We start from the raw sequence: 26673 nt of genomic DNA on the forward strand, positions 1-26673 counted from the left end.
TAGGAGCGGGCTTGCCCCGCGAAGAGGCCAGCACAAGCAATGCACCATAGGGTGGCAAGCCGGCAATCCATGGCGCTATGCTGGAGCGAATTCCCGCACGAGCGACGCCCCCACCCCCATGTCCCAAGTGATTCTCAAGACCCCCGCCCAACTCGACCTGATGCGCCACGCCGGCCAGTTGCTGGCCCAGGTGTTCGCCGACCTCGACACCTTCATCCGCCCCGGCGTCACCACGATGCAGATCAACGACCGCGCCGAGACCTTCATCGTCAACACCCTCAAGGCGCGCCCGGCGAGCAAGGGCCAGTATGGCTTTCCCTACGCCCTGAATACCTCGGTGGACCATGTGGTGTGCCACGGCATGCCCAAGGCCGACGAAGTGCTCAAGGAGGGGTCGATCATCAACGTCGACATCACCCTGGAGCAAGGCGGCTACATTGCCGACTCGTCGAAGATGTACAGCCTCGGCATCATCGACGACGAGGCCCGGCGCCTGGTGGAAACCACCTACGACGCGCTGTGGAAAGGCATTGGCGAAGTCCGCCCGGGGGCCACGCTGGGCGATATCGGCCATGCCATCCAGGCCCATGCCGAAGCCGCCGGCTACAGCGTGGTACGGGAATATTGCGGCCATGGCATTGGCCAGCAAATGCACGAAGGGCCCGAGGTGCTGCACTACGGCGTGCGCGGCATGGGCATGAAGCTCAAGCCTGGGATGGTGTTCACCATCGAGCCGATGCTCAACCAAGGCGGGCGTGGCACACGCACATTGAAAGATGGCTGGACAGTGATTACCCGTGACCACTGCCTGTCGGCGCAGTGGGAGCATACGGTGGCGGTGACTGAAGATGGGGTCGAGGTGCTGACCTTGCGGGAAGAGGAACGCGGCAGCTAAAGCCGCAAACAAAAAAAGCGACCCTAAGGTCGCTTTCTTTGTGGCTTCCGGGTGTTCAGTGGGCCCTGGAAGCGGAATATGGCGCAGCGGACGGGACTCGAACCCGCGACCCCCGGCGTGACAGGCCGGTATTCTAACCGACTGAACTACCGCTGCGCTATTCAACGAGTGGTGGGTGATGACGGGATCGAACCGCCGACCCTCTGCTTGTAAGGCAGATGCTCTCCCGGCTGAGCTAATCACCCATTCGTCTCGGTGAGGCGCGCATTCTACGGAGCAGGTGAATGTTTGGCAAGCCCCTGATGCAGATTTTTTTCAATGGGTTGGAGTTGAGGGGGGTGGCGCCGCTGTTGCGGCGCTTCGCGAGCTGCGCTCGCTCCTACCAAGGCCTACGCAAAGGCCACGATCGTTCTGGTAGGAGCGAGCAAAGCTCGCGATGCGGTTTCAGGCCGTAACGCACTGCCGCGCCAAACGACGGGCACAAAAAAAGCGACCCTAAGGTCGCTTTCTTTGTTACTTCCGGGTGTTCAGTGGGCCCTGGAAGTTGAATATGGCGCAGCGGACGGGACTCGAACCCGCGACCCCCGGCGTGACAGGCCGGTATTCTAACCGACTGAACTACCGCTGCGCTATACATCGAGTGGTGGGTGATGACGGGATCGAACCGCCGACCCTCTGCTTGTAAGGCAGATGCTCTCCCGGCTGAGCTAATCACCCTTCGTCTCGGTGTGGCGCGCATTCTACGGAGGGGCTGGCACCCTGGCAAGCACTTTTTCAAATTTTTTTAAAAAAAATTCCAGGCCTTTCAAAGACCTAGCGCAACCCGTGGTTTTCTTTCCTTCTATAAGGCTGCTGGCCCTCTGACAGGGTTGGCCTGAGGGCACTGCTCGGAGAATAATGCCCGCCTTATGCATTAAGGAGAGATTCCCCCCCATGTGGTTCAAGAACCTGCTGTCCTACCGCCTGACCCAGGAAGTACCGTTCGAGGCTGAAGCGCTGGAAGCCGCACTGGCCAGCAAGCCGGCCCGCCCCTGCGCCAGCCAGGAGCTGACCACCTACGGCTTCATCGCGCCGTTCGGCAAGGGCGAAGACGCTCCCCTGGTGCACGTCAGCGGCGAGTTCCTGCTGATTGCCGCGCGCAAGGAAGAACGCATTCTGCCCAGCAGCGTGGTCAACGATGCAGTGAAGGAAAAGGTCGAAGAGATCGAGACCGAGCAAATGCGCAAGGTCTACAAGAAAGAGCGCGACCAGATCAAGGACGAGATCATCCAGGCCTTCCTGCCACGTGCGTTCATTCGCCGCTCGATGATCTTCGCCGCCATCGCCCCGCGCCTGGGCATGATCCTGGTCAACTCGGCCAGCGCCAAGCGCGCCGAAGACCTGCTGTCGACCCTGCGCGAAGTGATGGGCTCGCTGCCGGTGCGCCCGGCCACGGTCAAAATTGCCCCAACCGCGACCATGACCGACTGGGTGAAGTCGCAACAGGCGGCCGAAGGCTTCTATGTTCTGGACGAATGCGAGCTGCGCGACACCGCCGAAGACGGTGGCATCGTGCGCTGCAAGCGCCAGGACCTGACCAGCGAGGAAATCCAGCTGCACCTGAGCACCGGCAAGGTGGTCACCCAGCTGGCCCTGGCCTGGCAGGACAAGCTGTCGTTCGTGCTCGATGACAAGATGGTGATCAAGCGCCTGAAGTTCGAGGAACTGCTGCAGGAGCAGGCCGAACAGGATGGTGGCGACGAGGCTGCGCAGCAGTTCGATGCCAGCTTCCAGCTGATGATGATGACCTTTGCCGAATTCCTGCCGGTGCTGTTCGAGGCGCTGGGTGGCGAAGAGATTCCGCAAGGGGTCTGATTCGGTGTGAAATGCCGGGGCTGGCCTGACGTTCAGTTGTCGCCGGCACCGGCCCTTTCGCGGGCAAGCCCGCTCCCACAGGGATATCACAGCATTCGAAGGCGGTGATATCCCTGTGGGAGCGGGCTTGCCCGCGAAGAGGCCAGTGAAATTCATAAAGCTATAAATAGAAAAGGAATCTGCCCATGCGTGCCCTCGCCGCCCTAAGCCGCTTCGTCGGCAACACCTTCGCCCTGTGGGTACTGGTGTTCGCCGTGCTGGCCTTCCTGCAACCCCAGTGGTTCATCGCCCTGAAGGTGGCCATCGTGCCGCTGCTGGGCCTGGTGATGTTCGGCATGGGGCTGACGCTCAAGCTCGACGACTTCACCGCCCTGGCCCGTCAGCCCTGGCGTGTGGCCCTGGGGGTGGTGGCGCACTTCGTCATCATGCCGGGCATGGCCTGGCTGTTGTGCCAGTTGTTCCACCTGCCGGCGGAAATTGCCGTGGGCGTGATCCTGGTGGGCTGCTGCCCGAGCGGTACCGCGTCGAACGTGATGGTGTGGCTGTCCAAGGGCGACCTGGCGCTGGCCGTGGCGATTGCTGCCGTCACCACCCTGCTCGCCCCGCTGCTGACCCCGGCGCTGATCTGGTTCCTCGCTTCGGCCTGGTTGCCGGTGTCCTTCATGGACATGTTCTGGTCGATTCTGCAGCTGGTGATGCTGCCCATCGTGCTCGGTGTGCTGGCCCAGCGGCTGCTGGGGGCGCGGGTGCAGGTGGCAGTGCAGGTATTGCCGCTGGTGTCGGTGGTGAGCATCGTGATGATCGTCTGCGCGGTGGTGGCGGCCAGCCAGGCCAAGATTGCCGAATCCGGGCTGTTGATCATGGCGGTGGTGGTGCTGCACAACAGCTTTGGTTTCCTGCTGGGTTACCTCACCGGCAAGTGCTGCAAGCTGCCGCTGGCCCAGCGCAAGTCGCTGGCGCTGGAGGTGGGCATGCAGAATTCGGGGCTGGGGGCGGCACTGGCGGCGGCGCATTTCTCGCCGCTGGCGGCGGTGCCGAGTGCGTTGTTCAGCGTTTGGCACAATATTTCCGGGGCGCTGCTGTCGACCTGGTTCCGGCGGATGGAAGCGCCTGCGGGTGAGGCTGAACAGGTTGAACCGGTCAGGCATTGAGGGTTGCTGTGCCGGCCTCTTCGCGGGGCAAGCCCGCTCCTACAGGGGCAGCATGAGGCTGGCAGGCTTGCCCGGAAGGCTGCAGGTGTGCACCATGGTGGCCACGGTGAGGACGGCCTCACGACGCGCCGCGTGACCACCCCGGGGACGGCCCCATCATCAAGCACGATGGAGACGCACCATGTCCTGGATCATCCTGTTCTTCGCCGGCCTGTTCGAGGTCGGCTGGGCGGTCGGCCTGAAATACACCGACGGCTTCAGCAAACCCCTGCCCACCGCCCTCACCGTGGCCGCCATGGCCATCAGCCTGGGCCTGCTGGGCCTGGCCATGAAAGAGCTGCCGCTGGGCACCGCCTATGCCATCTGGACCGGCGTGGGTGCGGTCGGCACGGTGATCGCCGGCATCATCCTGTTCGGCGAGTCCATGGCGCTGGTACGGCTGGTTAGCGTGGCGCTGATCGTCACCGGCCTGATCGGCCTGAAAGTCAGCGCCAGCTGACCCCTGCCCTAGCGCAGGCTGCCGCGCAAACGGCTGACCTGCTCGCGCAACGCCTCAGGCTGCGCCGCCTCCACTGGGATGGCGGCGCCAGCCACCACGGTTACCCGCGACCACAGGCGCTTGAAAAAGCCCTTGGCCGGGTCACGGCTGAAGAAGCTCCCCCACAAACCCTGCAACGCCAACGGAATCACCGGCACCGGGGTTTCTTCGAGGATGCGGCTCACACCGCCCTTGAACACATCGATCTCGCCGTCGCCGGTCAGCTTGCCTTCCGGGAAGATGCACACCAGCTCACCGTCCGCCAGGTAAGCGGCAATGCGGGCAAAGGCGCGTTCGTAGATGGCCGGGTCTTCGTTGCGCCCGGCAATCGGGATGGCACCGGCTGTGCGAAACACGAAGTTGAGCACCGGCAGGTTGTAGATCTTGTAGTACATGACGAAGCGGATCGGCCGGCGGATGGCGCCGCCCAGCAGCAGCGCATCGACGAACGACACATGGTTGCACACCAGTAGCGCTGCGCCCTCGTCGGGGATGCGCTCCAGGTCGCGGTGCTCCACGCGGTACATCGAATGGCTGAGCAGCCAGATCAAGAAGCGCATGGTGAACTCGGGCACAATCTTGAAGATATAGGCATTGACCAGGATGTTGAGCAGCGACACCACCAGGAACAGTTGAGGAATGCTCAGCTTGGCCACGCTCAACAACACGATGGTGATGATGGCCGACACCACCATGAACAGCGCATTGAGGATATTGTTGGCGGCAATCACCCGGGCCCGCTCGTGCTCGGCGGTGCGCGCCTGGATCAGCGCATACAGCGGTACGATGTAGAACCCACCAAACACGCCCAGGCCAACGATCGACAGCAGCACCCACCAGGCCTGGTGCATGCCCAGCAGCGCCAGCCAGTCATGCGGCGCGGCGGCCACCGGCACATCGCCGGAATGCCACCACCAGAGCAGGCCGAACAAGGTCAGGCCGAACGAGCCGAACGGCACCAGGCCGATTTCCACCTTGCGCCCGCTCAAGCGCTCGCACAGCAGCGAGCCCAGGGCGATGCCCACCGAGAACAGGGTCAATACCAGGGTGACCACGGTTTCGTCGCCGTGCAACCAGTCCTTGGCGTAGGTCGGGATCTGCGTCAGGTAGATGGCGCCGACGAACCAGAACCACGAGTTGCCGACGATCGACCGCGACACGGCCGGGGTCTGCCCCAGGCCCATGCGCAGGATCACCCACGACTGCTTGAAGATGTTCCAGTCCAGCGCCATGTGCGGCGACGCCGCTGCCGCACGCGGAATCCAACGGCTGGCTAGGTAGCCCAGCACCGCGGTGCCCACCACGCCACCTGCTACCACCGTGGCGTAGTTGTCGGTAGCCATCATAACGCCGGCGCCAATGGTGCCGACCAGAATGGCAAGGAAGGTGCCCATTTCCACCAGGCCGTTGCCCCCTACCAATTCCTCTTCACGCAGGGCCTGGGGCAGGATCGAATACTTCACCGGGCCAAACAGCGCCGAGTGGGTGCCCATGCCGAACAGCGCCAGCAGCATCAGCGCCAGGTGGTTGGTGGCGAAGCCGAGGGCGCCAACCGCCATGATGCCGATTTCGGCCACCTTGATCGCACGGATCAGCGCGTCCTTGGCGAACTTTTCGCCAAACTGCCCACCCAGCGCCGAAAACAGGAAGAACGGCAGGATGAACAGCAGCGCGCACAGGTTGACCCAGATCGAACGGTCGCCATCGCCCAGGCTGAGCTTGAACAGAATGGCCAGGATCAGCGACTGCTTGAACAGGTTGTCGTTGAAGGCACCCAGCAACTGGGTGATGAAGAACGGCAGGAAACGCCGCTTGCCGAGCAAGGTGAATTGCGAGGGGTGACTCATCGTCCTTGTTCCTGAGGGGCTTTTGTCATTAGAGCGACGCAGGCGCCGCCGAGCCACAAATCTGCCTGCGAAAGCCGCCCCCTGGCAAGCCGTTCGGAACTGGGTCACAACTTGATAGCACAGTGACATTAATTTTACCGCCAGGGCTGTTCAGATTTTGTTACACATGCCGATAATTCATATAGATGACTATATCTGACAGAAGGAACAGACCTCAGGTCTCCTCCAAACGCATAAGAAAAGGAGCTCGGCAGTAATGTTTACCTGGTTCGGCGACCTCAAGATCGCCCACAAACTCTTCCTCGGTTTCGGCCTGGTGCTGTGCCTCACCCTGATCCAGTCGCTGATCGGCTGGGACGGGCTGGGCAGCCTGGTGCGGCGCAGCGAGGTGGTCAGCAATGTGTCGCGCCTGAACGACGCCCTCGGCGATTTGCGCGAAGCACGCCTGCGCCATGCCATGGCCAATGGCGCAGACAACGAAACCCAGGCCCTGCAAAGCGCCCTGCAGGCGTTTCAGGCGCCCCTGGCGACCCTGCGCGGTTCGCTGGTCAAGCCCCAGAGCCTGGCCTTGGTTGGCCAGGCCGAGCAGAGCCTGCAGGCCTTTGCCAACAACCAGGCGCTGAGCTTGCAGTCGTACCAGAACATGCGTGCGGCGCAGAAGGAAATGGGCGTGCTGGCCACCCAGTCGTTCGCCAGCATCGACAACATCCGCAAGCAGGTGCGCGCCCTGCCCGATGCCGAGCAGCGCTTCGTGCGCATCGAGGCGATCAACCAGATCCGCGAAAACCTGATTCTGCTGCGCTACCACGTGCGCGGCTACACCGGTAACACCAACGCCGAAACCGAAAAGCTGATGAACACGCAGATCGCCACCACGGTGAACGACCTGCCAGGCCTGGTGGCCAGGTTCAACGGCAGCTCCGCCGACGCCTTCACCCAGTTGCAGCAGCAGGTGCGGGCCTATGCCAGCGCGGTGGAAGCCTTCCGTGGCGAAGTCAGCAAGCTGGTGGATTACCGCAGCGCCATGGCCCGGGACATCGACACCCTCAATGGCCTGATCGGCCAACTGCTCGATGCCCAGGCGGTGCTGGTGGTCAACGACAGCCAGTTCGCCAAGAACCTGCAGATTGCTACCACCCTGCTCGCCTTGTTGATCGGCAGCCTCGCCGCCGTGCTGATCGCACGCCAGGTCAGCGGCCCGCTGCAACAGGCCCTGCAGGCCATGGAACGGGTGGCTGGCGGCGACCTCGGCGAACAGCCGAGCAGCCGCCGCCGCGATGAAGTCGGCCAGTTGCAGAACGCCCTGCAAGGCATGACCGGCAACCTGCGCGAGCTGATCGCCCAGGTGCGCGACGGCATTTCGCAGATCGCCAGCGCCACCGAGGAGCTGTCGGCGATCACCGAGCAAACCAGCGCCGGGGCCAACAACCAGAAGGTGGAAACCGACCAGGTGGCCACTGCCATGCAGGAAATGGCTGCCACCGTGCATGAAGTGGCGCGCAATGCTGGCGAAGCCTCCCAGGCGGCCAGTGCCACCGACGAAGAAGCCCGCGAAGGCGACAGCGTGGTCAACCGCGCGGTCACCCAGATCAGCCGCCTGGCCAGCCAGGTGGATGCCACCGGCGAAGCCATGGATGCCCTGCGCAGCGAAAGCCAGCGCATCGGCAAGGTAATGGATGTGATCAAGGCGGTGGCCGAGCAAACCAACCTGCTGGCGCTCAACGCCGCCATCGAAGCCGCCCGGGCCGGCGAGGCGGGCCGTGGTTTTGCCGTGGTGGCCGATGAGGTACGCAGCCTGGCGCAGCGCACCCAGGCCTCGACCCTGGAGATCGAGTCGGCAATTGGCAGCCTGGAAGAAGGCACCCGCTCGGTGAGCGAGCTGATGGAGCAGAGCCAGAGCCTGACCCAGAGCAGCGTGGCGCTGGTGCGTGAGGCGGGCGTGGCGCTGGAGGGGATTACCCAGCGGGTGTCGGGAATTCAGCTGATGAACCAGCAGATTGCCGCGGCGTCGGAGCAGCAGAGCGCGGTGGCCGAGGAGATCAGCCGCAGCGTGGTGACGGTGCGGGATATTTCCGAACAGACTGCAGAGGCCAGCCAGCAGACCTCGGCGTCCAGCGTGGAACTGGCGCGGTTGGGTGGGCAGTTGCAGCAGATGATCAGCCGGTTCCGGTTCTGATAGAAGGCAGCAGGGGCATCTGGTAGGAGCGAGCGCAGCTCGCGATGGGCTGCAAGGCAGCCCCGGCATCATGAGCTGCAAAGCTGAACACCCGGGGCCGCTGCGCGCCCCAATCGCGAGCTACGCTCGCTCCTACCCGGTCAGCGTAACCCTGTAGGCCTCGTCATTCGAAACCGAACAAAGCCTGGGCGGTGTTCACCAGCAATGCCTGGCGCAATTCGGCCGAGCAGCCCAGCGCTTCGAACTGCTCGACCACCGAGGCAAAGCTCACCTGCGCCTCATGCTGGGTGTGCGGCCAGTCACTGCCCCACATCAGCCGCTCGGCGCCATAGTGCGCCTCCAGCGCCCCCAGCGCCTGGCGGGCGAACGCCAGGTTCTGCGCAGGCGTACCCTCCAGCCGGTAGATGCCAGACACCTTCACCCACACCCTGCCCTTGCCGCCCAACGTCAGCAGCTCGGCAAAGCCCGGCTGCCCCAGCCCCAGGCGCGCATCGGGCCGGCCAAAATGGTCGACCACGATGTCCAGCCCATAGGGCTCCAGTGCCTGCACCAGCGCCGGAATGTCCGCCACATGGCGGTGCAGTTCCAGGTGCCAGCCCTGCTCGCCAATACGCTCGAACAGCGGCCGCCACTCGGCGCCGGTGAGGTCGGGCAGCGCCTGCCCCATCAGGTTCAGGCGCACGCCGCGCACGCCCAGGCGGGCCATTTCATCCAAGGTGGCAGGCTCGACGTCGCGGTCGAGCATGACCACCCCGCGCAGCTGCCCTGGCACCGTCTGCAGGGCGCTCAACAGGTAGCGGTTGTCCGTGCCGAGGAAACTGGGCTGAACCAGCACGCCATGGCTGAAACCATGGGCCAGCAGCTGGCCCAGGTAGTCGCCCAGCGGCGCATCGTAACTGGGCGCATAACGCCGCCCGCTGGCCAGGTTCAGCCCACGGCTGAAGACGTGGGCATGGCTGTCGATGGCGGTCAGGTGTGGAGCGGAAACGTCGGGCATGGTTCTCATACGGACAAGGTCAGGTTACTTGGCGACTGCGCCAGCCATGTGCGGCGCAGGGGTGGACTCAAGGTTGCGGCCACGGGTTTCCGGCAGGCACAGGGCGGCGACCATGGCCACGCCATAGGCGATGCCGGCGTCGATGCCGATGGCACTGCCCAGCGACATGCTTTCGCTCATGTGGCCAACCAGGAACGGGAACACCGCCGACAGCACGCGGCCGAAGTTGTAGCAGAAGCCTACCCCGGCACCGCGCACGTCGGCCGGGTACAGTTCGTTGAAGAACGAACCCAGGCTGGCCGGAATACCGGCGGCGAAGAAGCCCAGCGGGAAGCCGAGGAACAGCATCTGGGTGTTGGTCAGCGGGAAGAACACATACGCCTGTACGGTCAGCACGCAGCACAGGGCGAACAACAGGATGTTCTTGCGCCGGCCAATGCGGTCGATCAGCAGGCCACTGGCCACGCAGCCGCACCAGAAGGCGAAGATGATCACCGCCAGGTAGCCACCGGAGTTCAGCACCGACAGGTTGCGCTCGGTCTTGAGGAAGGTCGGCAGCCAGGTCATCACCGCGTGGTAGCCGCCGTGGGCACCCAGGCCCAGCAGGCCGCCCAGCAGGGTCACGCGCAGCAGTTCGGGGCGGAAGATACCGGCCATGGAGCTGAAGAAGCTGCCGGGGATGGCCTTGTCTTTCTGCAGGCGCTGGAAGCTGTCGGGCTCCGGCACGTTACGGCGCACCCAGATGATCAGCAGCGACGGCAGCAGGCCGACGAAGAACATCACGCGCCAGGCGTACTCGGCCGGCACCAGCGAATAGATCAGGGTGAACAGGCCCACGGCCAGGCCCCAACCCACCGCCCAGGCGCTTTGCACGGTGCCCATGACCTTGCCGCGGTATTTCGGGTTGATGGTTTCGGCCATCAGCACCGCGCCGGCGGCCCACTCGCCACCGATGCCGAAGCCCTGCATGGCCTTGACGAACAGCAGTGGGTAGAAGCCGGTGACGAACGCGGAAAGGAAGGTGAAGAAGGAGAACCAGAGGATCATCCACTGCAGGGTGCGCACGCGCCCGTAGCGGTCCGACAGGGTACCGCCGAGCCAGCCACCGATGGCCGAGGTGACCAGGGTCAGGCCACTGATCAGGCCGGCATCGGCCTTGGTCAGGGAGAACGCGGCGATCAGTGCGGGGATGGCCAGGCCGAACATCTGCACTTCCAGCGCATCGAGCGACCAGCCCCCGAAACAGGCCCAGAACGTCTTGCGTTCCCGTGAGGTGATCTGGCGGTACCAGCTGAACATGGTTGTTATCCTTCTAGTCGTGTGTGTTACGGCCGGGCGCGCCGAAGCTCTTGGCACGCTGGCGACCGGGCAGGCGAAGCCACTGCGCCGTGGCAGAACGGCGCAGACGGGTAAAAGGGTGAAGCGGCCGGCTATGTACTCAGCGAATGTCGACGCGGTAGCGGAAGTGCTGCGCGTGGCCGCGCGAGCGGCGCCATTCCAGAGGTTTGCCGGCGTAGTCGCGGGCCAGGCGCTCGATCACCACCACCGGGCTGTTGGCCGGCAGTTGCAACAGGCGCCCGTGCACCGCATCGACCGCTTCGGCGGTCAGGGTCTCTTCGGCGGAGGCGACGACCTGGCCGCACAGCTCCTCGTAGATCGGGTACAGCAACGGGCCCTTGTCGTGCAGGGCGACGTCCAGCAGCGGCTGGAAGGTCTGGCGCGGCAGCCAAATTTCCTCGGCCAGCACCGGCTGGGCGCCCAGCAGACGGGTACGCACGATACGAATCACTTCAGCCTCGGCCGCCAGGCCCAGGGCCTCGGCCACCGCTGACGGGGCAGGCACCGGCTCGATGGAGAGGATGCGGCTTTGCGGCATCACCCGTTCGCCGTTGACGGTTTCGAAACGGAAGAAGCGGAACAGCGAAGACTGGAACTGCGGGCGGCGAATGAAGGTGCCGCGGCCCTGCTGGCGTTCCAGCACGCCTTCGGCGACCAGGACGTCGACAGCCTTGCGCACGGTGCCCACAGACATGTCGAACTCGCTGGCCAAGGCGGCTTCGGTCGGAATCGCTTCGCCCGGGCGCCAGCGGTTGTTGGCGATCTGCTCGACCAAGTGGTCGCGCAGTTGTTGGTAGCGGGGTAGTCGAGCATCACCGGAGAGTAGGTGCATGGGTCGGCTCTCGTCTTGTTATATAAACATATATATGAATTTTCCGAGAGTATTCCCCGTGGGTGGCGGGCTGTCAATCCTCCGCTGGTCGTTGGGGTTGCGGTGGCTGGCACCGGCTTTGCCGGTGTTCGCGGGGCAAGCCCGCTCCTACAGGGGCCTTGCGTGGCTTATGCTTGGGTTAACCAACGACAAGGACGTGGCAATGCTCGCCGTAATCAGGGGTTACCCCGCCAGTATTCGCCTACTGTTGGCTACTACTTTTACCCTGACGGTTGCCCGCGCCCTTACCCTGCCCTACCTGGTGGTGTACCTGAGCGACAACTTTCAACTCGGCGTTGGGCAGATCGGCCTGTTGATCGGCGGTGCCCTGATCGTCGCCTCGTTGCTGAGCCTGTATGGCGGGCACCTGGTCGATACCGTGCGCAACCACACCCTGGTCAGCGCCAGCACGCTGGTGTTCGCCCTGGCCTTCATCGTGGCCATGGCCAGCGGCGCGGCGCTGCTGTTCTTCCTGTGCCTGGTGCTGATCAACCTGGCCCTGGCAGTGGTGGACATTGCCGCCAAGGCGGGCTTCTGCGCCTTGTTGCCGGTCGAGCAGCGCGCCGAGGTGTTCGCCATCAAGTACACCCTGAGCAATGTCGGCTACGCCGTGGGGCCGATGCTTGGCGTGGCCCTGCTGGAACTGGACGATCACCTGCCGTTCATGGCCTCCGCCTTCATCGGCCTTGGCATGTGCCTGGCCTACTGGCGCCTGGGCGACCGAGCCTTGCACACCCGCGCTGCCGCGCAACCGGGCGCCAGCTTCGCCCAGGTGGCGCTGGGCCTGGCGCGCGACCGGCGGCTGGTGTGCTTCACCTTGGGCGGGGTACTCAGCGCCGTGGTGTTCGGCCAGTTCACCGCCTACCTGTCGCAGTACCTGGTGGTGACCAGCAGCGCCAGCGAGGCGGCGCGGCTGGTGGGCTACCTGGTGACCACCAACGCGGTGACGGTGATCGCCCTGCAGTACCTGATCGGCCGGCGCATTGGCCGGCAACAGCTGATGCCGTGGCTGCTGGCCGGGATGGCGCTGTTCATCGCCGGGTTGCTGGGGTTCGCCATGGCCGGCTCGGTATTGGCCTGGTGCCTGGCGATGCTGGTGTTCACCCTGGGGGAAATCATCGTCATCCCGGCGGAATACATGTTCATCGACCTGATCGCACCGGAGCATCTGCGCGGGGTGTATTACGGGGCGCAGAACCTGTCCAACCTGGGCGCGGCGCTGGGGCCGGTGCTGGTGGGGTTTGCCCTGGGGCGGTGGTGGCCGGGGGTGGTCTTCTACCTGCTGGTGATGTCGGTGATACTGGCGGGGGTGTTTTATGGGTTGGGCACCCGTCGTGGGTGATGGCGCCTTGGGGGGCCTCTTCGCGGGGCAAGCCCGCTCCTACAGGGATTGCATAAACCGGGGGCTGCGACAACACGCCCCTGCGACCATCGTCGGCGCTGACGAACCCCTGCCTGCGTGCCAGACTGATTGATCGGGACCGCGTTATCTTTTTTGCTCCGGAGTCTTCATGTCGTTGTCCAGCGGGCTGATCGCCGTGGTCGCCCTGGCCTATATGGCCGTCATGTTCGCCATCGCCTTCTACGGCGACCGCCGCAGCACACCGTTGCCGCCGCGCCTGCGTGCCTGGGTGTACAGCCTGTCGCTGGCGGTGTACTGCACCAGCTGGACCTTCTTCGGCGCGGTCGGCCAGGCCGCCGAGCAGTTGTGGGCGTTTCTGCCCATCTACCTGGGGCCGATCCTGCTGCTGATCTTCGCGCCCTGGGTGCTGCAGAAGATGGTGCTGATCAGCAAGCAGCAGAACATCACCTCGATTGCCGACTTCATCGCCGCACGCTACGGCAAGTCGCAAACCCTGGCGGTGGTGGTGGCGTTGATCTGCCTGGTCGGCGTGCTGCCCTACATCGCCCTGCAGCTCAAGGGCATCGTGCTGGGCGTGAACCTGCTGATCGGCGCCAATGCCGACGCCACCGGCACCCGCGTGCAGGACACCGCGCTGGTGGTGTCGCTGGTGCTGGCGCTGTTCGCCATCGTGTTCGGCACGCGCAGCCTGGACGTGACCGAGCACCACCGCGGCATGGTGCTGGCGATTGCCTTCGAGTCGATGATCAAGCTGTTGGCCTTCCTGGCGGTGGGCGTGTTCATCGTGTTCAACCTCTACGATGGCTTCGACGACCTGTTCACCCAGGCGCGCCAGTCGGTGCACCTGGAAAGCTATTGGCAGGAAACCATCAACTGGCCGTCTATGGTGGTGCAAACCGCCGTGGCGATGATGGCGATCATCTGCCTGCCGCGCCAGTTCCACGTCACGGTGGTGGAGAACATCGAACCCCAGGACATGCGCCTGGCGCGCTGGGTGTTCCCGCTGTACCTGGCGCTGGCCGCGCTGTTCGTGGTGCCGATTGCCCTGGCCGGGCAGATGCTGCTGCCCGGCACGGTAATTTCCGACTCCTTCGTCATCAGCCTGCCGCTGGCCGAGGCCCACCCGAGCCTGGCGCTGCTGGCCTTCATCGGCGGCGCCTCGGCGGCCACCGGCATGGTCATCGTCGAGGCGGTGGCCTTGTCGACCATGGTGTCCAACGACATGCTGCTGCCTTGGCTGCTGCGCCGCACCAACGCCGAGCGGCCGTTCGAGGCGTTTCGCCACTGGATGCTGTCGGTGCGCCGGGTCACCATCGTGGTCATCCTGCTGCTGGCCTACGTCAGCTACCGCCTGCTCGGCTCCACCGCAAGCCTGGCGACCATCGGCCAGATTGCCTTCGCCGCCGTAACCCAACTGACCCCGGCCATGCTCGGTGCGCTGTACTGGAAACAGGCCAACCGGCGCGGCGTGTTCGCAGGCCTTGCGGCAGGCATCTTCCTGTGGTTCTACACCTTGGTGCTGCCGATCATCGCCCATAGCCTGGGTGTGCCGCTGGGCCTGTTCCCGGGCCTGGCCTGGTTGCACGGCAACCCGCTGGACCTGCCGATCACCCCGCTGACCCAGGGCGTGGTGCTGTCGCTGGCGGGCAACTTCACCCTGTTCGTGTGGGTGTCGATGCTGTCGCGCACGCGGGTTTCGGAACACTGGCAGGCTGGCCGTTTCATCGGCCAGCAAACCAGCGCCCGGCCCAGCAGCAAGCCGCTGCTGGCGGTGCAGATCGACGACCTGCTGAACCTGGCCTCGCGCTTCGTCGGTGAAGAGCGTGCGCGGCAGAGTTTCATCCGCTTCGCCTACCGCCAGGGCAAGGGCTTCAACCCCAACCAGAACGCCGATGGCGACTGGATCGAGCACACCGAACGCCTGCTGGCCGGTGTGCTGGGCAGCTCTTCGACCCGCGCCGTGGTCAAGGCCGCCATCGAAGGCCGCGACATGCAGCTCGAAGACGTGGTGCGCATTGCCGACGAAGCCAGCGAGGTGCTGCAGTTCAACCGCGCCCTGCTGCAGGGCGCCATCGAGAACATCAACCAGGGCATCAGCGTGGTCGACCAGAACCTGCACCTGGTGGCCTGGAACCGCCGTTACCTGGAGCTGTTCAACTACCCCGAGGGGTTGATCAGCGTTGGCCGGCCGATCGCCGACATCATCCGCTACAACGCCGAGCGCGGCCTGTGCGGCCCCGGCGAGGCGCAGGTGCACGTGGCCCGGCGCCTGCACTGGATGCGCCAGGGCCGGGCGCACTCCTCCGAGCGGCTGTTCCCCAATGGCCGGGTGATCGAGCTGATCGGCAACCCGATGCCCGGTGGCGGCTTCGTCATGAGCTTCACCGACATCACCCCGTTCCGCGAGGCCGAGCAGGCCCTGCGCGACTCGAACGAGGGGCTGGAACAGCGCGTGGCCGAGCGTACCCAGGAGTTGTCGCAGCTCAACCAGGCGCTGTCGGAGGCCAAGAGCCAGGCAGAAGCGGTGAGCAAGTCCAAGACCCGCTTCCTGGCTGCGGTCAGCCACGACTTGATGCAGCCGTTGAACGCCGCGCGGCTGTTCTCCGCCGCCCTGTCGCAACAGGCCGAGGGCATGAACGAAGAGGCCCAGCAGTTGGTGCAGCACATGGACAGCTCGCTGCGTTCAGCCGAGGAACTGATCAGCGACCTGCTGGACATCTCGCGCCTGGAAAACGGCAAGATCACCCCCGACGCCAAGCCGTTCGCGCTCAATGAGCTGTTCGACACCCTGGGCGCCGAGTTCAAGGTGCTGGCCGCCGAGAAGGGCCTGGAGTTCCGCCTGCGCGGCAGCCGCCTGCGGGTCGACAGCGACATGAAGCTGCTGCGCCGGGTGCTGCAGAACTTCCTCACCAACGCCCTGCGCTACGGCAAGAGCCCGATTCTGCTGGGCGTGCGCCGCCAGGGCGAACGCCTGTGGCTGGAGGTATGGGACCGCGGCCCGGGCATTGCCGACGACAAGCTGCAGGTGATCTTCCAGGAGTTCAAGCGCCTGGACAGCCACCAGACCCGCGCCGAGAAAGGCTTGGGCCTGGGCCTGGCGATTGCCGATGGCCTGTGCCGGGTACTCGGCCACCGCCTGGAGGTGCGTTCCTGGCCCGGCAAGGGCACGGTGTTCCGCGTCAATGTGCCCATCGCCCGGCAGGCCGTGGCGGCGCCGAGCGCCCCGGTGGAGCAAGCCAGCCAGCCGCTGGCCGGGCTGCAGGTGCTGTGCGTGGACAACGAAGACAGCATCCTGGTGGGCATGAACAGCCTGCTCAGCCGCTGGGGCTGCCAGGTGTACACCGCGCGCAACCGCGCCGAATGCGAAACGCTGCTGGCCCAGGGCATGCGCCCGCACCTGGCGCTGGTGGACTACCACCTGGACGACGGCGAAACCGGCACCGGGCTGATGGGCTGGCTACGCACGCGCCTGGGCGAGCCGGTGCCGGGGGTGGTGATCAGCGCCGATGGCAGCAAGGAAACCCTGGCCACGGTGCACGCCGCTGGCCTTGACTACCTGGCCAAGCCGGTCAAGCCGGCGGCCTTGCGCGCCCTGCTCAATCGCCATCTGAGCCTGGTTCAGTAAGCGCCTGCGCCGCCAGCGCTTCGTCGCTGAGCGCACGTTCGAGCAAGTCGGCCGGCAAGCTCTTGCTGGCGCGCGCGCCCAGCAACTTGAGCTGTTCGCTGCGGCTGACCAGGTTGCCGCGCCCTTCGCACAGCTTGTTGCGCGCCGCCGCGTAGGCCTTGTCGACCTGCTGCAGGCGGTTGCCCAGCTCGTCCAGGTCCTGGATGAACAGCACGAACTTGTCGTACAGCCAGCCGGCGCGCTCGGCGATCTCACGGGCGTTCTGGCCTTGGCGTTCCTGTTTCCACAGGCTGTCGATCACGCGCAAGGTGGCCAGCAAGGTGGTGGGGCTGACGATCACGATCTGCCGGTCGAAGGCCTCCTGGAACAGGTTTGGCTCGGCCTGCAGGGCCGCCGAAAAGGCCGCTTCGATGGGCACGAACAGCAGCACGAAGTCCAGGCTGTGCAGGCCTTCGAGGCGGTTGTAGTCCTTGCTCGAAAGGCCTTTGACGTGGCTGCGCAGCGACTGCACATGCTGCTTGAGCGCCGCCTCATCGTTGTTGCTGACGAACTGCTGGTAGGCGGTGAGGCTGACCTTGGCGTCCACCACCACCTGTTTGTCGCCAGGCAGCATGATCAGCACATCGGGCTGGAAACGCTCGCCATCGGCGCTCTTGAGGCTGACCTGGGTCTGGTATTCGCGGCCCTTCTCCAGGCCTGCGTGCTCCAGCACCCGCTCCAGAATCAGCTCGCCCCAGTTGCCTTGGGTTTTCTGGCCCTTGAGCGCCTGGGTGAGGTTGGTGGCTTCGTCGGACAGGCGCAAGTTGAGCTGCTGCAGGCGCTCCAGCTCCTTGCCCAGGGAGAAACGCTCGCGGGCTTCCTGCTGGTAGCTTTCCTCGACACGCTTTTCGAAGGCCTGGATGCGCTCCTTGAGCGGGTCGAGCAACTGGCCCAGGTGCTGCTGGCTGGTTTGCGCGAAGCGCTGCTCGCGCTCGTCGAAGATTTTGGTGGCCAGGTCGGCGAATTGGGCGCGCAGGGTATCGCGGGCCTCCTGCAGGTCTTCCAGGCGCTGCTGGTGGCTTTCCTGCTGTTCGCGCAGTTCGGCCTCCAGGCGCGCAGTCTGGGCCTCCAGGCGGCGCAGTTCGGCTTCGCGGTTGGCGCGCTCAAGGTGCCAGGCGTGGGCGGCATCGCGGGCGTTGTCGCGGTCGATCTGCAGCAGCTCCAGCTCACGGCCCTGGGCGGCAAGCTGGGTTTGCTTGAGGGTGTTGGCCTCGCCGAGGTCGCTGACCTCGTCGCGGCTGGCATCGAGCTGCGCCTGCAGGCCGGCCTGGGCCAACTGGGCACTGCTCAGGCGCTCTTCGAGCAGGGCCTGCTCGCCCTGCCGGGCGCCGTGGCGGCGCTGCACGTGCATGACCCAACCCAGGCAAGGCACAGCGCCCGCCACCAAGCCCAGCAGAATGCTGGTCAGATCCACTGCCATGCTTACCCCGATCACGCTATTGCAAGTTCAGTGCAGCTTATCAGCCTGCCGAATCGGGCGCCTGCTCTGGCGCATCGGCCTGGAACAGCCGTGCGTATTCCTGCTGCGCGCCTGGGTCGCCGGCGCGGGCCGCCTGGCGCAGCAGTTCATGGCCGATGCGCCGGTCGCGGGCATTGCCGCAGTCGCGGCACAGCATCTGCCCCAGCCGGCTCTGGGCCACCACCACACCCTGGCGCGCCGGCTGTTTGAGCAGGCGCCCGGCGAGGTGCTTGACCTGGGGTTTGTCGCCCAGGCTCGGGCTGTCGAGCAGCCACAGGGCCACTTTCAGGGCGAAGCGCTTGGGGGTGGCGGCTGGGGAGGAGGCAGTGGGGCTGGCGAGGTGTTTACCGCGAAACTTCATGACCAAACGCAGAGGCAACTTGAAAGGCGCGCCACTCTACTCCTTTTTTGCTTTTGGACAAGCACCGGGGCCATGTGCGGGCGTTGCTCGCGCCTACGGGGCCGGCACCACCTGTCCCGCAATCCCCTGTAGGAGCGAGCGCAGCTCGCGATGGGCAGCAAAGCTGCCCCGGCGTTCTATGCCGCGAAGCTGAAACCCTGGGGCCGCTTCGCGCCCCATCGCGAGCTACGCTCGCTCCTACCGAGGTGGCGCCAGCCAGCAGGCCAGTGGCGGGCACTCACCGATTTGCTAAAAATTCTGTTTTTTTCAACGATCTTTTCTTGACGTTTGCAAGTGGATGACCAACGGGTCGAGCGGTGCCTGACAATTGTCGGACAGTTCACCAGTTCGCTGGCACGCCCGTCCTAGAGCAAGCGCTGGGGACAATCCACAGTTCCTGTGGATAACTCAGTGGACAACCGCCTTAATGACCCCGCAAACCCCCATGAAATGGGGCCTACAGTCAAACTGACGATTTTTTCACCAGTGAAAATTAGTGTTTTTTTTCATTGACTTAACTACCCAGTCAAGTCATTGGCGAGCCTCAAGCCGGGTGTTGCCAAGCTGTTACAACTCACGCCTCGAATGTGAACAAGTGCACCGAAAACCTGCATTTGGGTGCACGAAATCGGAACATGCAGGCGTTTGCGGGCCATTGGCCCCCTCTTCCCAAGACGTTAAAGAAGCGCCATACTGCTCGGCTCGCCTGGCAGAGCGTGAAAAGGCTTGCAAAGCCCCAGCGCTTTCTGTAAGGTTCACCCCGTTAGTACCCCAGCTGAAAGTCAATTCTGGCCACCAATGTCCTTGCAGCCCCACCGCCCTCCCAAGCGAGCGCTGCTGAAACCAGGACCGGCCCACTCGATGATTCCCTCGCCAGCCCTACGCTGCCCTGCACGAATCAACCGGAAGATTGATCAGGATTCAACCCCGACGGCCTAGAACCTTGGCCCCGGCGTGCTGCCTGCCTTCTGAAGTACCTACCAGTCAGCCCAAGCGCCCACCTTTGATTGCGCCTCCTCTGGCTGCCCTGTTCCAGTCAGGTTCGTTCGTCCCTTAATAAAGGCGTCACTGGAACGTTTCTATCATGCACGGATCATATCCCCCGTGTTTAAAGCAGGAACCTCCAACAATATGCAAACTCATCATCAAATTCAGGCTGCCATTGGCACCCTCTCCCAGGCCTTCTCGCCGTTGAAGTGCCTTATCGTCGCCCCTCGCAAGGGCAGCTTCAGTTTCACCCTGGTGGACGAGCACGGCATCGCCTGCCACACAGAACGCCTGTACCCTGAACAGTACAGCCGCTCCGAACCGCTGCAGGCGGTCATCGCCCGGACCCGCCAGTCGCTCACCGCGTGACGGGCGAATACCGGGGTATTCAGCCGCTGAATGGCACCTGCGTAACGCTGCCTGATCGTTCTTGGCCTAATTGCCGCACGGCATATAGCGCCGAGCGACCGGCAGCAATCGATTTAAAAACAGCCCTTTACACCACGATTATCACACTACACTTCAACTCGAGCGGTACTTGCCGCTTCCGGCGGGCCTGACCAATCACCAGCTGCCAAGCTCCAGCGCCCGTCGGCCTCTTACTGCTCGAGGGCATCATGGGTATCGCGGCGAATGAATTGTGTCTGTATGTGATTCGACCCACGCTGGTCTACCTGAACCGACACTGCGCCAGTGCCGAGGCCCTGCTACTGGGTATTGCGGCCAGCCAGTCGGCGCTGGGTTCGGCCTTGCACGACCGCCGTGGCCATGGCCTGTACCGCATTGGCGAACACCGCCACCAGGCGGTCTGGGACCACTTTCTCGCCCGTGACCCGGAGCTGGCCAGCCTGGTCCGCGGCCTGGCCAGCCAGCACGCCTTCCTCGGCGGCCCGCACCTGGAACTCACGGTCAACCTGCGCTACTCCACCGCCATTGCCTGGATGCTCATCGAAGAGCAGGCCACGCCCATGCCTGCCGCCGACGACCTGCTCGGCCAGGCGCGTATCTGGCGGCAGATTTTTCACCCGCAAGGTCGCCTGCGCGACTTCACTCAAGCCTGGCATTCGTGCATAGAACAGAAATTGCCGCAAGTGTCTTAAGAAGCGTCCTACACCATTACCGGAAAAAAGGGAATTTTGGTCGGATTGTCCTACAAAACCGCTCTATCTCCTGTGATTGAGGCTATAGCGCGGCGCGTGATTTGTTGGTAGCTTTTCGCCCCGGAGATCCCAAGGAGTTTCTAATAATGAAAAAAGCAATGCTCAAAACCTCCCTCGGCGTAGCCGTTGCTCTGGCATCCAGCCAACTGTTCGCCGCAGGTTTCGCCCTCAACGAACAAAGCATCAGCGGCATGGGGACAGGTTTCGCGGGTCGTTCTTCCGCTGCCGATGATGCCAGCACGGTGTATGGCAACCCGGCGGGCATGTCCCGCCTGAAGCGCCAGCAAGTCACCGTGGGGGGCGCTGCTGTAATTGCCAAGTCCGACGTGTCGGGCCCTGGCAGCAACTATGGGGGGAAAACCGACGGCGACATGGTGCCGTTCGTTGGCGTTCCAATGGGCTACTACGTCAAGCCGATCGATGACCACTGGAGCGTAGGCTTCGGCGTTTACGTGCCCTACGGCCTGATCACCGACTACGGCAGCAGCGATGCCGCCCGCTACTGGGGCAAGAAAAGCAAGGTCGAGGTCGTGACCTTCCAGCCCACCGTCAGCTATGCCTTCAATGACAAGGTGTCCATTGGTTTCGGCCCGACCATCAACCGCATCAAGGGCGAGCTGGGCTCGAACCTGAGCAGCAAGGGGCTGCTGGGTCTGAATGGCCCCGATGGCGAGGTCAAGATCAAGGGTGACGACACCGCAGTCGGTTACAACATCGGTATCCTGGTTCAAGCCACCGACCGTACCCGCCTCGGCCTGACCTATCACTCGATGGTCGACTACAAGCTTGAAGGCAAAACCCGCGTCTCGTATCCGGTTCCGCAACTGGGCCTGAGCGGCAAGTTTGACGCCAGCCTGAACATCAAGACGCCGGAGTCGGTCGACCTGTCGATTACCCACGAGCTGGATGATCACTGGACGCTGTATGCCGGCAGCACCTGGACGCGCTGGAGCCGCCTGGAAAACATCACCGTCAAGAACGATGCGCCTGCAAACTACCCACTGCAGACCATCACCGAAGAGCAGAACTGGCATGACACCTGGGCGCATGCCATCGGTGCGGCCTACAAGGTGAACAAGGAGTGGACCCTGCGCGCAGGCTTCTCCGTCGACCAGTCGCCAACCAACAACACCAACCGCTCGCCACGCATCCCTACGGGTGATCGCAAGGCCGTCAGCTTTGGTGCCGGTTGGAGCCCGAACGACGACATGACCATCGATGTTGCCTATTCCTACCTGTGGGAAGAGGACACCAAGGTCCACAACGTGCCAAGTTCCACCTCTGAAGGGCTGCTCAAGGGTAGCTACCAGGCCAAGTACGAGAACAGCGCGCACGGTCTGGGTGCCTCCCTTACCTACCGCTTCTGATCTGTACCCTGAAAGGGGCCGCGTTGCGGCCCATCGCAGGCAAGCCAGCGCCTACAGTGATCGCGAAATTGCCTGATTTCGCGCATTACCTGTAGGCGCTGGTGCTTACTCGCGCACCTGCCAGCTATCGCCCAGCGCTTCTTTCAGGTAATCCATGAAGGCCCGCACCTTGGCGGTCATGGCGAAGCGGTCGGCCAGGCACAGGTAGATGTCCATCGGTTCGGTCTGGGCGTAGGCCTGGCCACTGTCGCTGTATTCAAATAGCGGGACCAGCGCACCGGAAGTCAGGTGCGGCCTGACAATGAACTCGGCGAGCCGGGTGATGCCGCCGTCGTTCAATGCCATCTGGGTCAGGGCGTCGATATCGTCGCTGATCAATACCGTGCCGAATGCTGCCTCGAAGCGCAGCCCATCGCGCTCGAACCCCCAACGCAGGAAACGTCCGTCAACCGGGTAGCGGAACACCAGGCAGCGGTGCTCGCGCAGCGCTTCGGGCGTGGCCGGCCGGCCCGCGCTGGCGAGGTAGCCGGGCGAGGCGCAGCAGATGAAGGGAATGCGCGCAATGTGCCGGGCCAGCAATTGGTCTTCGAGCTGTGGGGTTATGCGCAGGCTGACGTCGACGTCTTCACGGGCATGGTTGACCTTGCGATCAGTCGTTACCAACTCTATCGACAGCAGGGGATAGCGGGCGCTGAACGCGGGTATCAGGGGTGCCAGCACGTGGCGGCCGAAGGCGGAGGTCGAGGCGATGCAGAGGCGGCCCTGGGGTTCGCTGTCGGGGGTTGTGACGGCCTGCTCGGCCAGCAGCAGGTCGCGCTCGATGTGCCTGACGCGCTCATAGTATTGGCTGCCTGCGGGCGTCAGGGCCATGCTGCGGGTGGTGCGGCTGAGCAGGCGCACTTGCAGGTGGCTTTCCAGGCGCGCCAGGTTCTGGCTGACCGCTGCCGGGCTGATGCCGAGGTTACGCGCACCGGCGGCAATGCTACCGGCCTCGACCACTTTGATGAAACTGCGGATGGTGTTGAGCAGGTCCATGGCGCGCCTTGGGATTCGTAAGTAATTCTTTATAAAGAACTCAGTGCGGGAGGTCTACAGCGAATGCCTGGGGCATTGCTAACCTGCGCCCTCACCCATTTTCCCAGGAGTTCGCATGAGCAACCTGTCTCAGGTACGCAGCCGCCGCAAGTTAAGGCCCGGTGCAACGCCTTATGTGTTTGCGTTCTACATGTCGTCGATCATGGCGCTGTTGATGTGCTTCGTGATTACAGCGGCGAATGCGGGCATCAACCCGGCGTATTTGACCAATGTGCTGAAGGCTTACCAGTTGGCGATGCCGGTGGCGTTCGTCTGCGTATTGATGGTGAGGCCAGTGGTATTGAAACTGGTGGCAATCACAGTCCACCCTCATTAAATCTATTCACCACACCCAAACCACCGCAACACCCCGCCGCACGCTGCTGTTGCTGTTGCTGTTGCTGTTGCTGTTGCTGTTGCTGTTGCTGTTGCTGTTGCTTTGCTGTTGCTGTTGCTTTGCTGTTGCTTTTGCTTCTAAGCGCGCGATAGTTCAGCAAACACAAATTGCGACCTTAGGAGGCCGAGCGGAGGCCTTGCTCCCGGGAGGACCGCGCTGCAGGCCCCATCCTGGGGCCCAGCGCTTGACGGGCATCCATGCCCGTCACCTCCCTCCGCAAGACCTCCGTTCGGCCTCCTGAGGTCGCAATTTGTGTTGCCTGAACTACCGCGCACTTAGAAGCAAGATCAAGATCAAGATCAAGATCAAGATCAAAGGCAAGATCAAAGCCCAGAGCCAGAGCGCGCCGCGCTATGGGTGCGAGGCTATCGCCTTCTCGATCGCAGCCCTGAAAGCCGGATCATCCGGCTTAGTAAGGCTGGAGAAATTACCAATCACCTTGCCCTGCCGATCCACCACATACTTGTAGAAATTCCACTTCGGCGCACTGCTCTGACGCGCCAGCTCAGCGAACAACGGTATCGCATCGTTACCCCGCACCGCCTGCGCCTTGGTCATGGTGAACGTCACACCGTAATTGGCATAACAGACCTTCGCCGTTTTCTCGCTGTCAGCGTCTTCCTGCTTGAAGTCGTTGGACGGCACGCCCAGCATCTCCAGGCCCTGCTCGTGATATTCCTTGTAGGTAGCCTCCAGGCCGTCGAATTGCGGCGCGAAACCGCAATAGCTCGCCGTGTTGACCACCACCAGCGGCTTGCCCGCAAACCGCTGGCACAGGTCGATCTGCTCCTTGCCCTGCAACTTCGGCAAGCTCCCCTGCAACACCGCAGGGCACCCCGCCGCCCAACTCGTGCCCACGGCGAGCACGGTCAGCAACGGCAACATCAGCCATCGAGCACGCATCGTTCCTACCTCCTGCAACACAATCGGTGAACTTGCAGGGTAGCGCTTAACAAATACCCATGCCCAGCGATTGCGGCTGCGCCTGTGAAATCGGGCGCCGCCTGGGCGACGCATCGCGAGCTTTGCTCGCTCCTACCGGGGAGGGGTGAACGCAGGCCTGGTAGGAGCGAGCGCAGCTCGCGATGCGCCGCTCGCGGCGCCCAACCTCAGCAAACCCCCATGCCCAGTTGCATCAACGCCATCCCACCCCGGTGCCAACCCCACCACACCACCGCCAGCAGCAACACCCCGGCCAGGGCCAGCAACCCACGGGCAAGGAAACGGTTCATGCCGGCTTGGCCTGAAGCCGGGCAACAGGGCGTTCGCGCACCGGCCAATTCAACGCCGCCGCCAGCAGGCTGAGCAGGATCGAAATCTGCCATACCAGGTCATAGTTGCCCGTGCGGTCGTACACCACCCCGCCCAACCACCCGCCCAAGAACGCACCCAGCTGGTGGAACAGGAATACGATGCCACCCAGCATCGACAGGTTGCGCACGCCAAACACCGTGGCCACCGTGCCATTGGTCAGCGGTACGGTAGAAAGCCACAGCAGGCCCATCGCAATACCGAACAGATAAGCACTGTACTGGCTCACCGGCGCCCACAGGAACAACACGATCACCACCGCGCGCAGCAGGTACAGCGCCGTCAGCAGGCGCGGCTTGGACATGCGCCCACCCAGCCAACCTGCGGTATAGGTGCCAACGATATTGAACAGCCCAACCAACGCCAGCACCGTGGTGCCCGTGGTCGCAGGCAGGTGCTGGTCGACCAGGTAGGCCGGCAAGTGCACCCCAATGAACACCACTTGGAAACCACAGACGAAAAAGCCCAGCGCCAGCAGCCAGAACCCGGAATGCGAACACGCTTCACGCAGCGCCTGGCCCAGCGTCTGCTCGGCCCCATGGCTTGGCAACGGGCGGTCACGCAGCAGGCCAACGAAGGGCACGATCAACGCCACCATCAGCCCCAGCACCACCAAGGCCGCCGACCAACCCAGCCACTCGATCAACCCCAAGGTGCCCGGCAACATGGCGAACTGGCCGAACGAACCCGCGGCACTGGCGATGCCCATGGCCATGCTGCGCTTTTCGGCGGGAACGGCGCGGCCAACCACGCCGAGGATCACCGAGAACGAGGTGCCAGAAAGGCCAATGCCGATCAACAGGCCAGCGCTCAGCGACAACGACCAGGCCGAATCGGCCGTGCTCATCAGCAATAGCCCGGCGGCGTAGAGAATGCCGCCAAGGATCACCACCCGCGCCGCGCCCAGGCGGTCGGCCAGGGCACCGGCGAAGGGCTGGGCCAGGCCCCAAATCAGGTTCTGCAGGGCGATGGCGAAGGCGAACACCTCGCGGCCCCAACCGAAATCGGCGCTCATCGGCGCCAGGAAAAGGCCGAAGCCATGCCGAACACCCAAGGACAACGCCAGAATCAGCGCAGCCCCCGCCAATACCCACCCGCTGGTCCGCCACACCGAAGTCATTGTCATTCTCTCCAGCACATCGCAAGGTTACGCGGGTATATACCCGCTTCTAATTGTGGTGAATCAAGCCAACCGCTCCAGCAAGTGCACCAACGCATCGCGCTGCGTTTCGCCCAACTGCCCGACCAGCGCCGACTGCGCCTGCTCCCAGGCCGGAAGGGCCGCCTGCACACGGGCAGCGCCCGCAGCGGTCAGCAGCACCACGCGGTTACGCTGGTCGTCACCCTCGGCCAGGGCCACCAGGCCATCGGCCTCCAGCACCCGCAGGTTGCGGCCAAGCGTGCTGCGCTCCAGCCCCATGGCCTCGGCCAGGCTGGTGATGCTGGGGCGGTCGAGCCGCTGCAAGTGGCGTAGCAGGGAAAACTGCGCGACATTGATGCCGAAACCGGCAAGGGCTTCGTCATAGTGCCGGCTCACCCCACGGGCAGCGCGGCGCAGATGGGTGCAGATGCATTCACTGGTCAACATGATTACGTGTATATACCCGCTTCCAGGTTGTTGCAAGAAGTTTCAGGTGGCCACACCGTGCCGGCCTCTTCGCGGGGCAAGCCCGCTCCTACAGGCCGGAATCGTGGCGCCCTTGTAATTAAATGGACTCGCCCCCGCCGAGGCATCACAGTGCCACGGTGGCGTTCTAAGAAGCCAACGGCAGCGAGGGCGAGACCATGAAAAAGCTTACGACGAAACACGATTGTGCGCCTTGT

The 26673-nt window shown here is 63.8% G+C and carries 22 protein-coding genes and 4 tRNA genes; 11 read left to right on the top strand and 15 right to left on the bottom strand.

What is annotated here, in order from left to right:
* Positions 1-118 precede the first annotated feature (118 nt).
* Positions 119-895 (top strand): type I methionyl aminopeptidase, encoded by a 777-nt coding sequence (map, locus tag F3J45_RS22340; RefSeq protein ID WP_205300641.1) that lies wholly within the window; start codon positions 119-121, stop codon positions 893-895.
* Between the two features lie 79 nt (positions 896-974).
* Here map and F3J45_RS22345 read toward each other — a convergent pair.
* From F3J45_RS22345 to F3J45_RS22360, 4 genes are all read right to left on the bottom strand, one after another.
* Positions 975-1051 (bottom strand) — tRNA-Asp (locus tag F3J45_RS22345).
* Between the two features lie 13 nt (positions 1052-1064).
* Positions 1065-1140 (bottom strand) — tRNA-Val (locus F3J45_RS22350).
* 306 nt (positions 1141-1446) lie between these two features.
* Positions 1447-1523: transfer RNA gene (locus tag F3J45_RS22355), tRNA-Asp, on the bottom strand.
* Between the two features lie 13 nt (positions 1524-1536).
* Positions 1537-1612 (bottom strand) — tRNA-Val (locus tag F3J45_RS22360).
* Between the two features lie 216 nt (positions 1613-1828).
* Here F3J45_RS22360 and rdgC point away from each other — a divergent pair.
* From rdgC to sugE, 3 genes are all read left to right on the top strand, one after another.
* Entirely contained in the window at positions 1829-2749 is a 921-nt protein-coding gene (gene rdgC / locus F3J45_RS22365) for a recombination-associated protein RdgC (RefSeq protein WP_167068032.1), read from the top strand.
* 185 nt (positions 2750-2934) lie between these two features.
* Positions 2935-3900 carry a bile acid:sodium symporter family protein gene (locus F3J45_RS22370; RefSeq protein ID WP_167068035.1) on the top strand — a complete coding sequence of 322 codons (966 nt, stop codon included), beginning with the start codon at positions 2935-2937 and terminating at the stop codon, positions 3898-3900.
* Positions 3901-4081: 181 nt separating this feature from the next.
* On the top strand, positions 4082-4399 hold the full coding sequence (gene sugE / locus F3J45_RS22375) for a quaternary ammonium compound efflux SMR transporter SugE (protein ID WP_167068038.1): 318 nt from the start codon (positions 4082-4084) through the stop codon (positions 4397-4399).
* An 8-nt stretch (positions 4400-4407) separates the two neighbouring features.
* Here sugE and F3J45_RS22380 read toward each other — a convergent pair whose 3' ends face one another.
* Entirely contained in the window at positions 4408-6285 is a 1878-nt protein-coding gene (locus F3J45_RS22380; protein WP_167068041.1) for a 1-acyl-sn-glycerol-3-phosphate acyltransferase, read from the bottom strand.
* 256 nt (positions 6286-6541) lie between these two features.
* Here F3J45_RS22380 and F3J45_RS22385 point away from each other — a divergent pair, with 256 nt between their 5' ends.
* Complete coding sequence (locus tag F3J45_RS22385) at positions 6542-8461, top strand: methyl-accepting chemotaxis protein (protein ID WP_167068044.1); 1920 nt, start codon at positions 6542-6544, stop codon at positions 8459-8461.
* A gap of 163 nt (positions 8462-8624) precedes the next feature.
* Here F3J45_RS22385 and F3J45_RS22390 read toward each other — a convergent pair whose 3' ends face one another.
* The 3 genes from F3J45_RS22390 to F3J45_RS22400 all read right to left on the bottom strand — a co-directional run bounded on the left by F3J45_RS22390 (position 8625) and on the right by F3J45_RS22400 (position 11628).
* Positions 8625-9458, bottom strand: coding sequence for an amidohydrolase (locus F3J45_RS22390; RefSeq protein ID WP_167068047.1), 834 nt, complete (start codon positions 9456-9458; stop codon positions 8625-8627).
* Positions 9459-9482: 24 nt separating this feature from the next.
* Positions 9483-10757: an MFS transporter gene (locus F3J45_RS22395; protein WP_167068050.1), complete on the bottom strand. Its 1275-nt coding sequence runs from the start codon at positions 10755-10757 to the stop codon at positions 9483-9485.
* A 139-nt stretch (positions 10758-10896) separates the two neighbouring features.
* The gene (locus F3J45_RS22400; protein WP_167068053.1) at positions 10897-11628 is read right to left on the bottom strand and encodes a GntR family transcriptional regulator; all 732 of its coding nucleotides are present in this window, start codon (positions 11626-11628) and stop codon (positions 10897-10899) included.
* 202 nt (positions 11629-11830) lie between these two features.
* Between F3J45_RS22400 and F3J45_RS22405 the strand changes: the two genes are divergently transcribed.
* A complete protein-coding gene (locus F3J45_RS22405) occupies positions 11831-13009 on the top strand; it encodes an MFS transporter (RefSeq protein WP_167068056.1) in 1179 nt (392 codons plus the stop codon).
* Positions 13010-13178: 169 nt separating this feature from the next.
* A complete protein-coding gene (locus tag F3J45_RS22410) occupies positions 13179-16655 on the top strand; it encodes a hybrid sensor histidine kinase/response regulator (protein ID WP_167068059.1) in 3477 nt (1158 codons plus the stop codon).
* On the opposite strand, the gene rmuC is transcribed toward F3J45_RS22410, so the two are convergent.
* Complete coding sequence (gene rmuC / locus F3J45_RS22415) at positions 16627-18114, bottom strand: DNA recombination protein RmuC (protein WP_167068062.1); 1488 nt, start codon at positions 18112-18114, stop codon at positions 16627-16629. The two genes, F3J45_RS22410 and rmuC, sit on opposite strands and share 29 nt — an antisense overlap.
* A 40-nt stretch (positions 18115-18154) precedes the next feature.
* Positions 18155-18514 carry a sel1 repeat family protein gene (locus F3J45_RS22420; RefSeq protein WP_167068064.1) on the bottom strand — a complete coding sequence of 120 codons (360 nt, stop codon included), beginning with the start codon at positions 18512-18514 and terminating at the stop codon, positions 18155-18157.
* Between the two features lie 1170 nt (positions 18515-19684).
* Here F3J45_RS22420 and F3J45_RS22425 point away from each other — a divergent pair.
* From F3J45_RS22425 to F3J45_RS22435, 3 genes are all read left to right on the top strand, one after another.
* Positions 19685-19909 carry a hypothetical protein gene (locus F3J45_RS22425; protein ID WP_152954144.1) on the top strand — a complete coding sequence of 75 codons (225 nt, stop codon included), beginning with the start codon at positions 19685-19687 and terminating at the stop codon, positions 19907-19909.
* 281 nt (positions 19910-20190) lie between these two features.
* Complete coding sequence (locus F3J45_RS22430) at positions 20191-20640, top strand: hypothetical protein (protein ID WP_205300166.1); 450 nt, start codon at positions 20191-20193, stop codon at positions 20638-20640.
* 146 nt (positions 20641-20786) lie between these two features.
* Positions 20787-22067, top strand: coding sequence for an OmpP1/FadL family transporter (locus F3J45_RS22435; protein ID WP_167068070.1), 1281 nt, complete (start codon positions 20787-20789; stop codon positions 22065-22067).
* Between the two features lie 105 nt (positions 22068-22172).
* Here F3J45_RS22435 and F3J45_RS22440 read toward each other — a convergent pair whose 3' ends face one another.
* Positions 22173-23102 (bottom strand): LysR family transcriptional regulator, encoded by a 930-nt coding sequence (locus tag F3J45_RS22440; RefSeq protein ID WP_167068073.1) that lies wholly within the window; start codon positions 23100-23102, stop codon positions 22173-22175.
* Between the two features lie 115 nt (positions 23103-23217).
* On the opposite strand from F3J45_RS22440, the gene F3J45_RS22445 reads away from it, so the two are divergent.
* On the top strand, positions 23218-23478 hold the full coding sequence (locus F3J45_RS22445; protein WP_167068076.1) for a DUF2798 domain-containing protein: 261 nt from the start codon (positions 23218-23220) through the stop codon (positions 23476-23478).
* Between the two features lie 411 nt (positions 23479-23889).
* Here the strand turns inward: F3J45_RS22445 and F3J45_RS22450 are convergent, their stop codons facing one another.
* The 4 genes from F3J45_RS22450 to F3J45_RS22460 all read right to left on the bottom strand — a co-directional run bounded on the left by F3J45_RS22450 (position 23890) and on the right by F3J45_RS22460 (position 26437).
* Complete coding sequence (locus F3J45_RS22450; RefSeq protein ID WP_167068079.1) at positions 23890-24441, bottom strand: glutathione peroxidase; 552 nt, start codon at positions 24439-24441, stop codon at positions 23890-23892.
* Positions 24442-24647: 206 nt separating this feature from the next.
* Positions 24648-24770 carry a hypothetical protein gene (locus F3J45_RS30335; protein WP_255432086.1) on the bottom strand — a complete coding sequence of 41 codons (123 nt, stop codon included), beginning with the start codon at positions 24768-24770 and terminating at the stop codon, positions 24648-24650.
* On the bottom strand, positions 24767-25969 hold the full coding sequence (locus tag F3J45_RS22455) for an MFS transporter (RefSeq protein ID WP_167068082.1): 1203 nt from the start codon (positions 25967-25969) through the stop codon (positions 24767-24769). The genes F3J45_RS30335 and F3J45_RS22455 overlap by 4 nt, the downstream gene beginning before the upstream one ends.
* A 63-nt stretch (positions 25970-26032) precedes the next feature.
* On the bottom strand, positions 26033-26437 hold the full coding sequence (locus F3J45_RS22460) for a MarR family winged helix-turn-helix transcriptional regulator (RefSeq protein ID WP_167068085.1): 405 nt from the start codon (positions 26435-26437) through the stop codon (positions 26033-26035).
* Positions 26438-26673 lie beyond the last annotated feature (236 nt).

Origin of the sequence: Pantoea sp. Ap-967, assembly GCF_011752565.1 — a bacterium.
Classification (GTDB): domain Bacteria; phylum Pseudomonadota; class Gammaproteobacteria; order Pseudomonadales; family Pseudomonadaceae; genus Aquipseudomonas.

What these genes read in the sequence shown, in the direction of transcription:
- map (WP_205300641.1), top strand. Translation starts at nt 119, where the DNA reads ATGTCCCAAGTGATTCTCAAGACCCCCGCCCAACTCGACCTGATGCGC.
- rdgC (WP_167068032.1), top strand. Translation starts at nt 1,829, where the DNA reads ATGTGGTTCAAGAACCTGCTGTCCTACCGCCTGACCCAGGAAGTACCG.
- F3J45_RS22370 (WP_167068035.1), top strand. Translation starts at nt 2,935, where the DNA reads ATGCGTGCCCTCGCCGCCCTAAGCCGCTTCGTCGGCAACACCTTCGCC.
- sugE (WP_167068038.1), top strand. Translation starts at nt 4,082, where the DNA reads ATGTCCTGGATCATCCTGTTCTTCGCCGGCCTGTTCGAGGTCGGCTGG.
- F3J45_RS22380 (WP_167068041.1), bottom strand. Translation starts at nt 6,285, where the DNA reads ATGAGTCACCCCTCGCAATTCACCTTGCTCGGCAAGCGGCGTTTCCTG.
- F3J45_RS22385 (WP_167068044.1), top strand. Translation starts at nt 6,542, where the DNA reads ATGTTTACCTGGTTCGGCGACCTCAAGATCGCCCACAAACTCTTCCTC.
- F3J45_RS22390 (WP_167068047.1), bottom strand. Translation starts at nt 9,458, where the DNA reads ATGCCCGACGTTTCCGCTCCACACCTGACCGCCATCGACAGCCATGCC.
- F3J45_RS22395 (WP_167068050.1), bottom strand. Translation starts at nt 10,757, where the DNA reads ATGTTCAGCTGGTACCGCCAGATCACCTCACGGGAACGCAAGACGTTC.
- F3J45_RS22400 (WP_167068053.1), bottom strand. Translation starts at nt 11,628, where the DNA reads ATGCACCTACTCTCCGGTGATGCTCGACTACCCCGCTACCAACAACTG.
- F3J45_RS22405 (WP_167068056.1), top strand. Translation starts at nt 11,831, where the DNA reads ATGCTCGCCGTAATCAGGGGTTACCCCGCCAGTATTCGCCTACTGTTG.
- F3J45_RS22410 (WP_167068059.1), top strand. Translation starts at nt 13,179, where the DNA reads ATGTCGTTGTCCAGCGGGCTGATCGCCGTGGTCGCCCTGGCCTATATG.
- rmuC (WP_167068062.1), bottom strand. Translation starts at nt 18,114, where the DNA reads ATGGCAGTGGATCTGACCAGCATTCTGCTGGGCTTGGTGGCGGGCGCT.
- F3J45_RS22420 (WP_167068064.1), bottom strand. Translation starts at nt 18,514, where the DNA reads ATGAAGTTTCGCGGTAAACACCTCGCCAGCCCCACTGCCTCCTCCCCA.
- F3J45_RS22425 (WP_152954144.1), top strand. Translation starts at nt 19,685, where the DNA reads ATGCAAACTCATCATCAAATTCAGGCTGCCATTGGCACCCTCTCCCAG.
- F3J45_RS22435 (WP_167068070.1), top strand. Translation starts at nt 20,787, where the DNA reads ATGAAAAAAGCAATGCTCAAAACCTCCCTCGGCGTAGCCGTTGCTCTG.
- F3J45_RS22440 (WP_167068073.1), bottom strand. Translation starts at nt 23,102, where the DNA reads ATGGACCTGCTCAACACCATCCGCAGTTTCATCAAAGTGGTCGAGGCC.
- F3J45_RS22445 (WP_167068076.1), top strand. Translation starts at nt 23,218, where the DNA reads ATGAGCAACCTGTCTCAGGTACGCAGCCGCCGCAAGTTAAGGCCCGGT.
- F3J45_RS22450 (WP_167068079.1), bottom strand. Translation starts at nt 24,441, where the DNA reads ATGCGTGCTCGATGGCTGATGTTGCCGTTGCTGACCGTGCTCGCCGTG.
- F3J45_RS30335 (WP_255432086.1), bottom strand. Translation starts at nt 24,770, where the DNA reads ATGAACCGTTTCCTTGCCCGTGGGTTGCTGGCCCTGGCCGGGGTGTTG.
- F3J45_RS22455 (WP_167068082.1), bottom strand. Translation starts at nt 25,969, where the DNA reads ATGACTTCGGTGTGGCGGACCAGCGGGTGGGTATTGGCGGGGGCTGCG.
- F3J45_RS22460 (WP_167068085.1), bottom strand. Translation starts at nt 26,437, where the DNA reads ATGTTGACCAGTGAATGCATCTGCACCCATCTGCGCCGCGCTGCCCGT.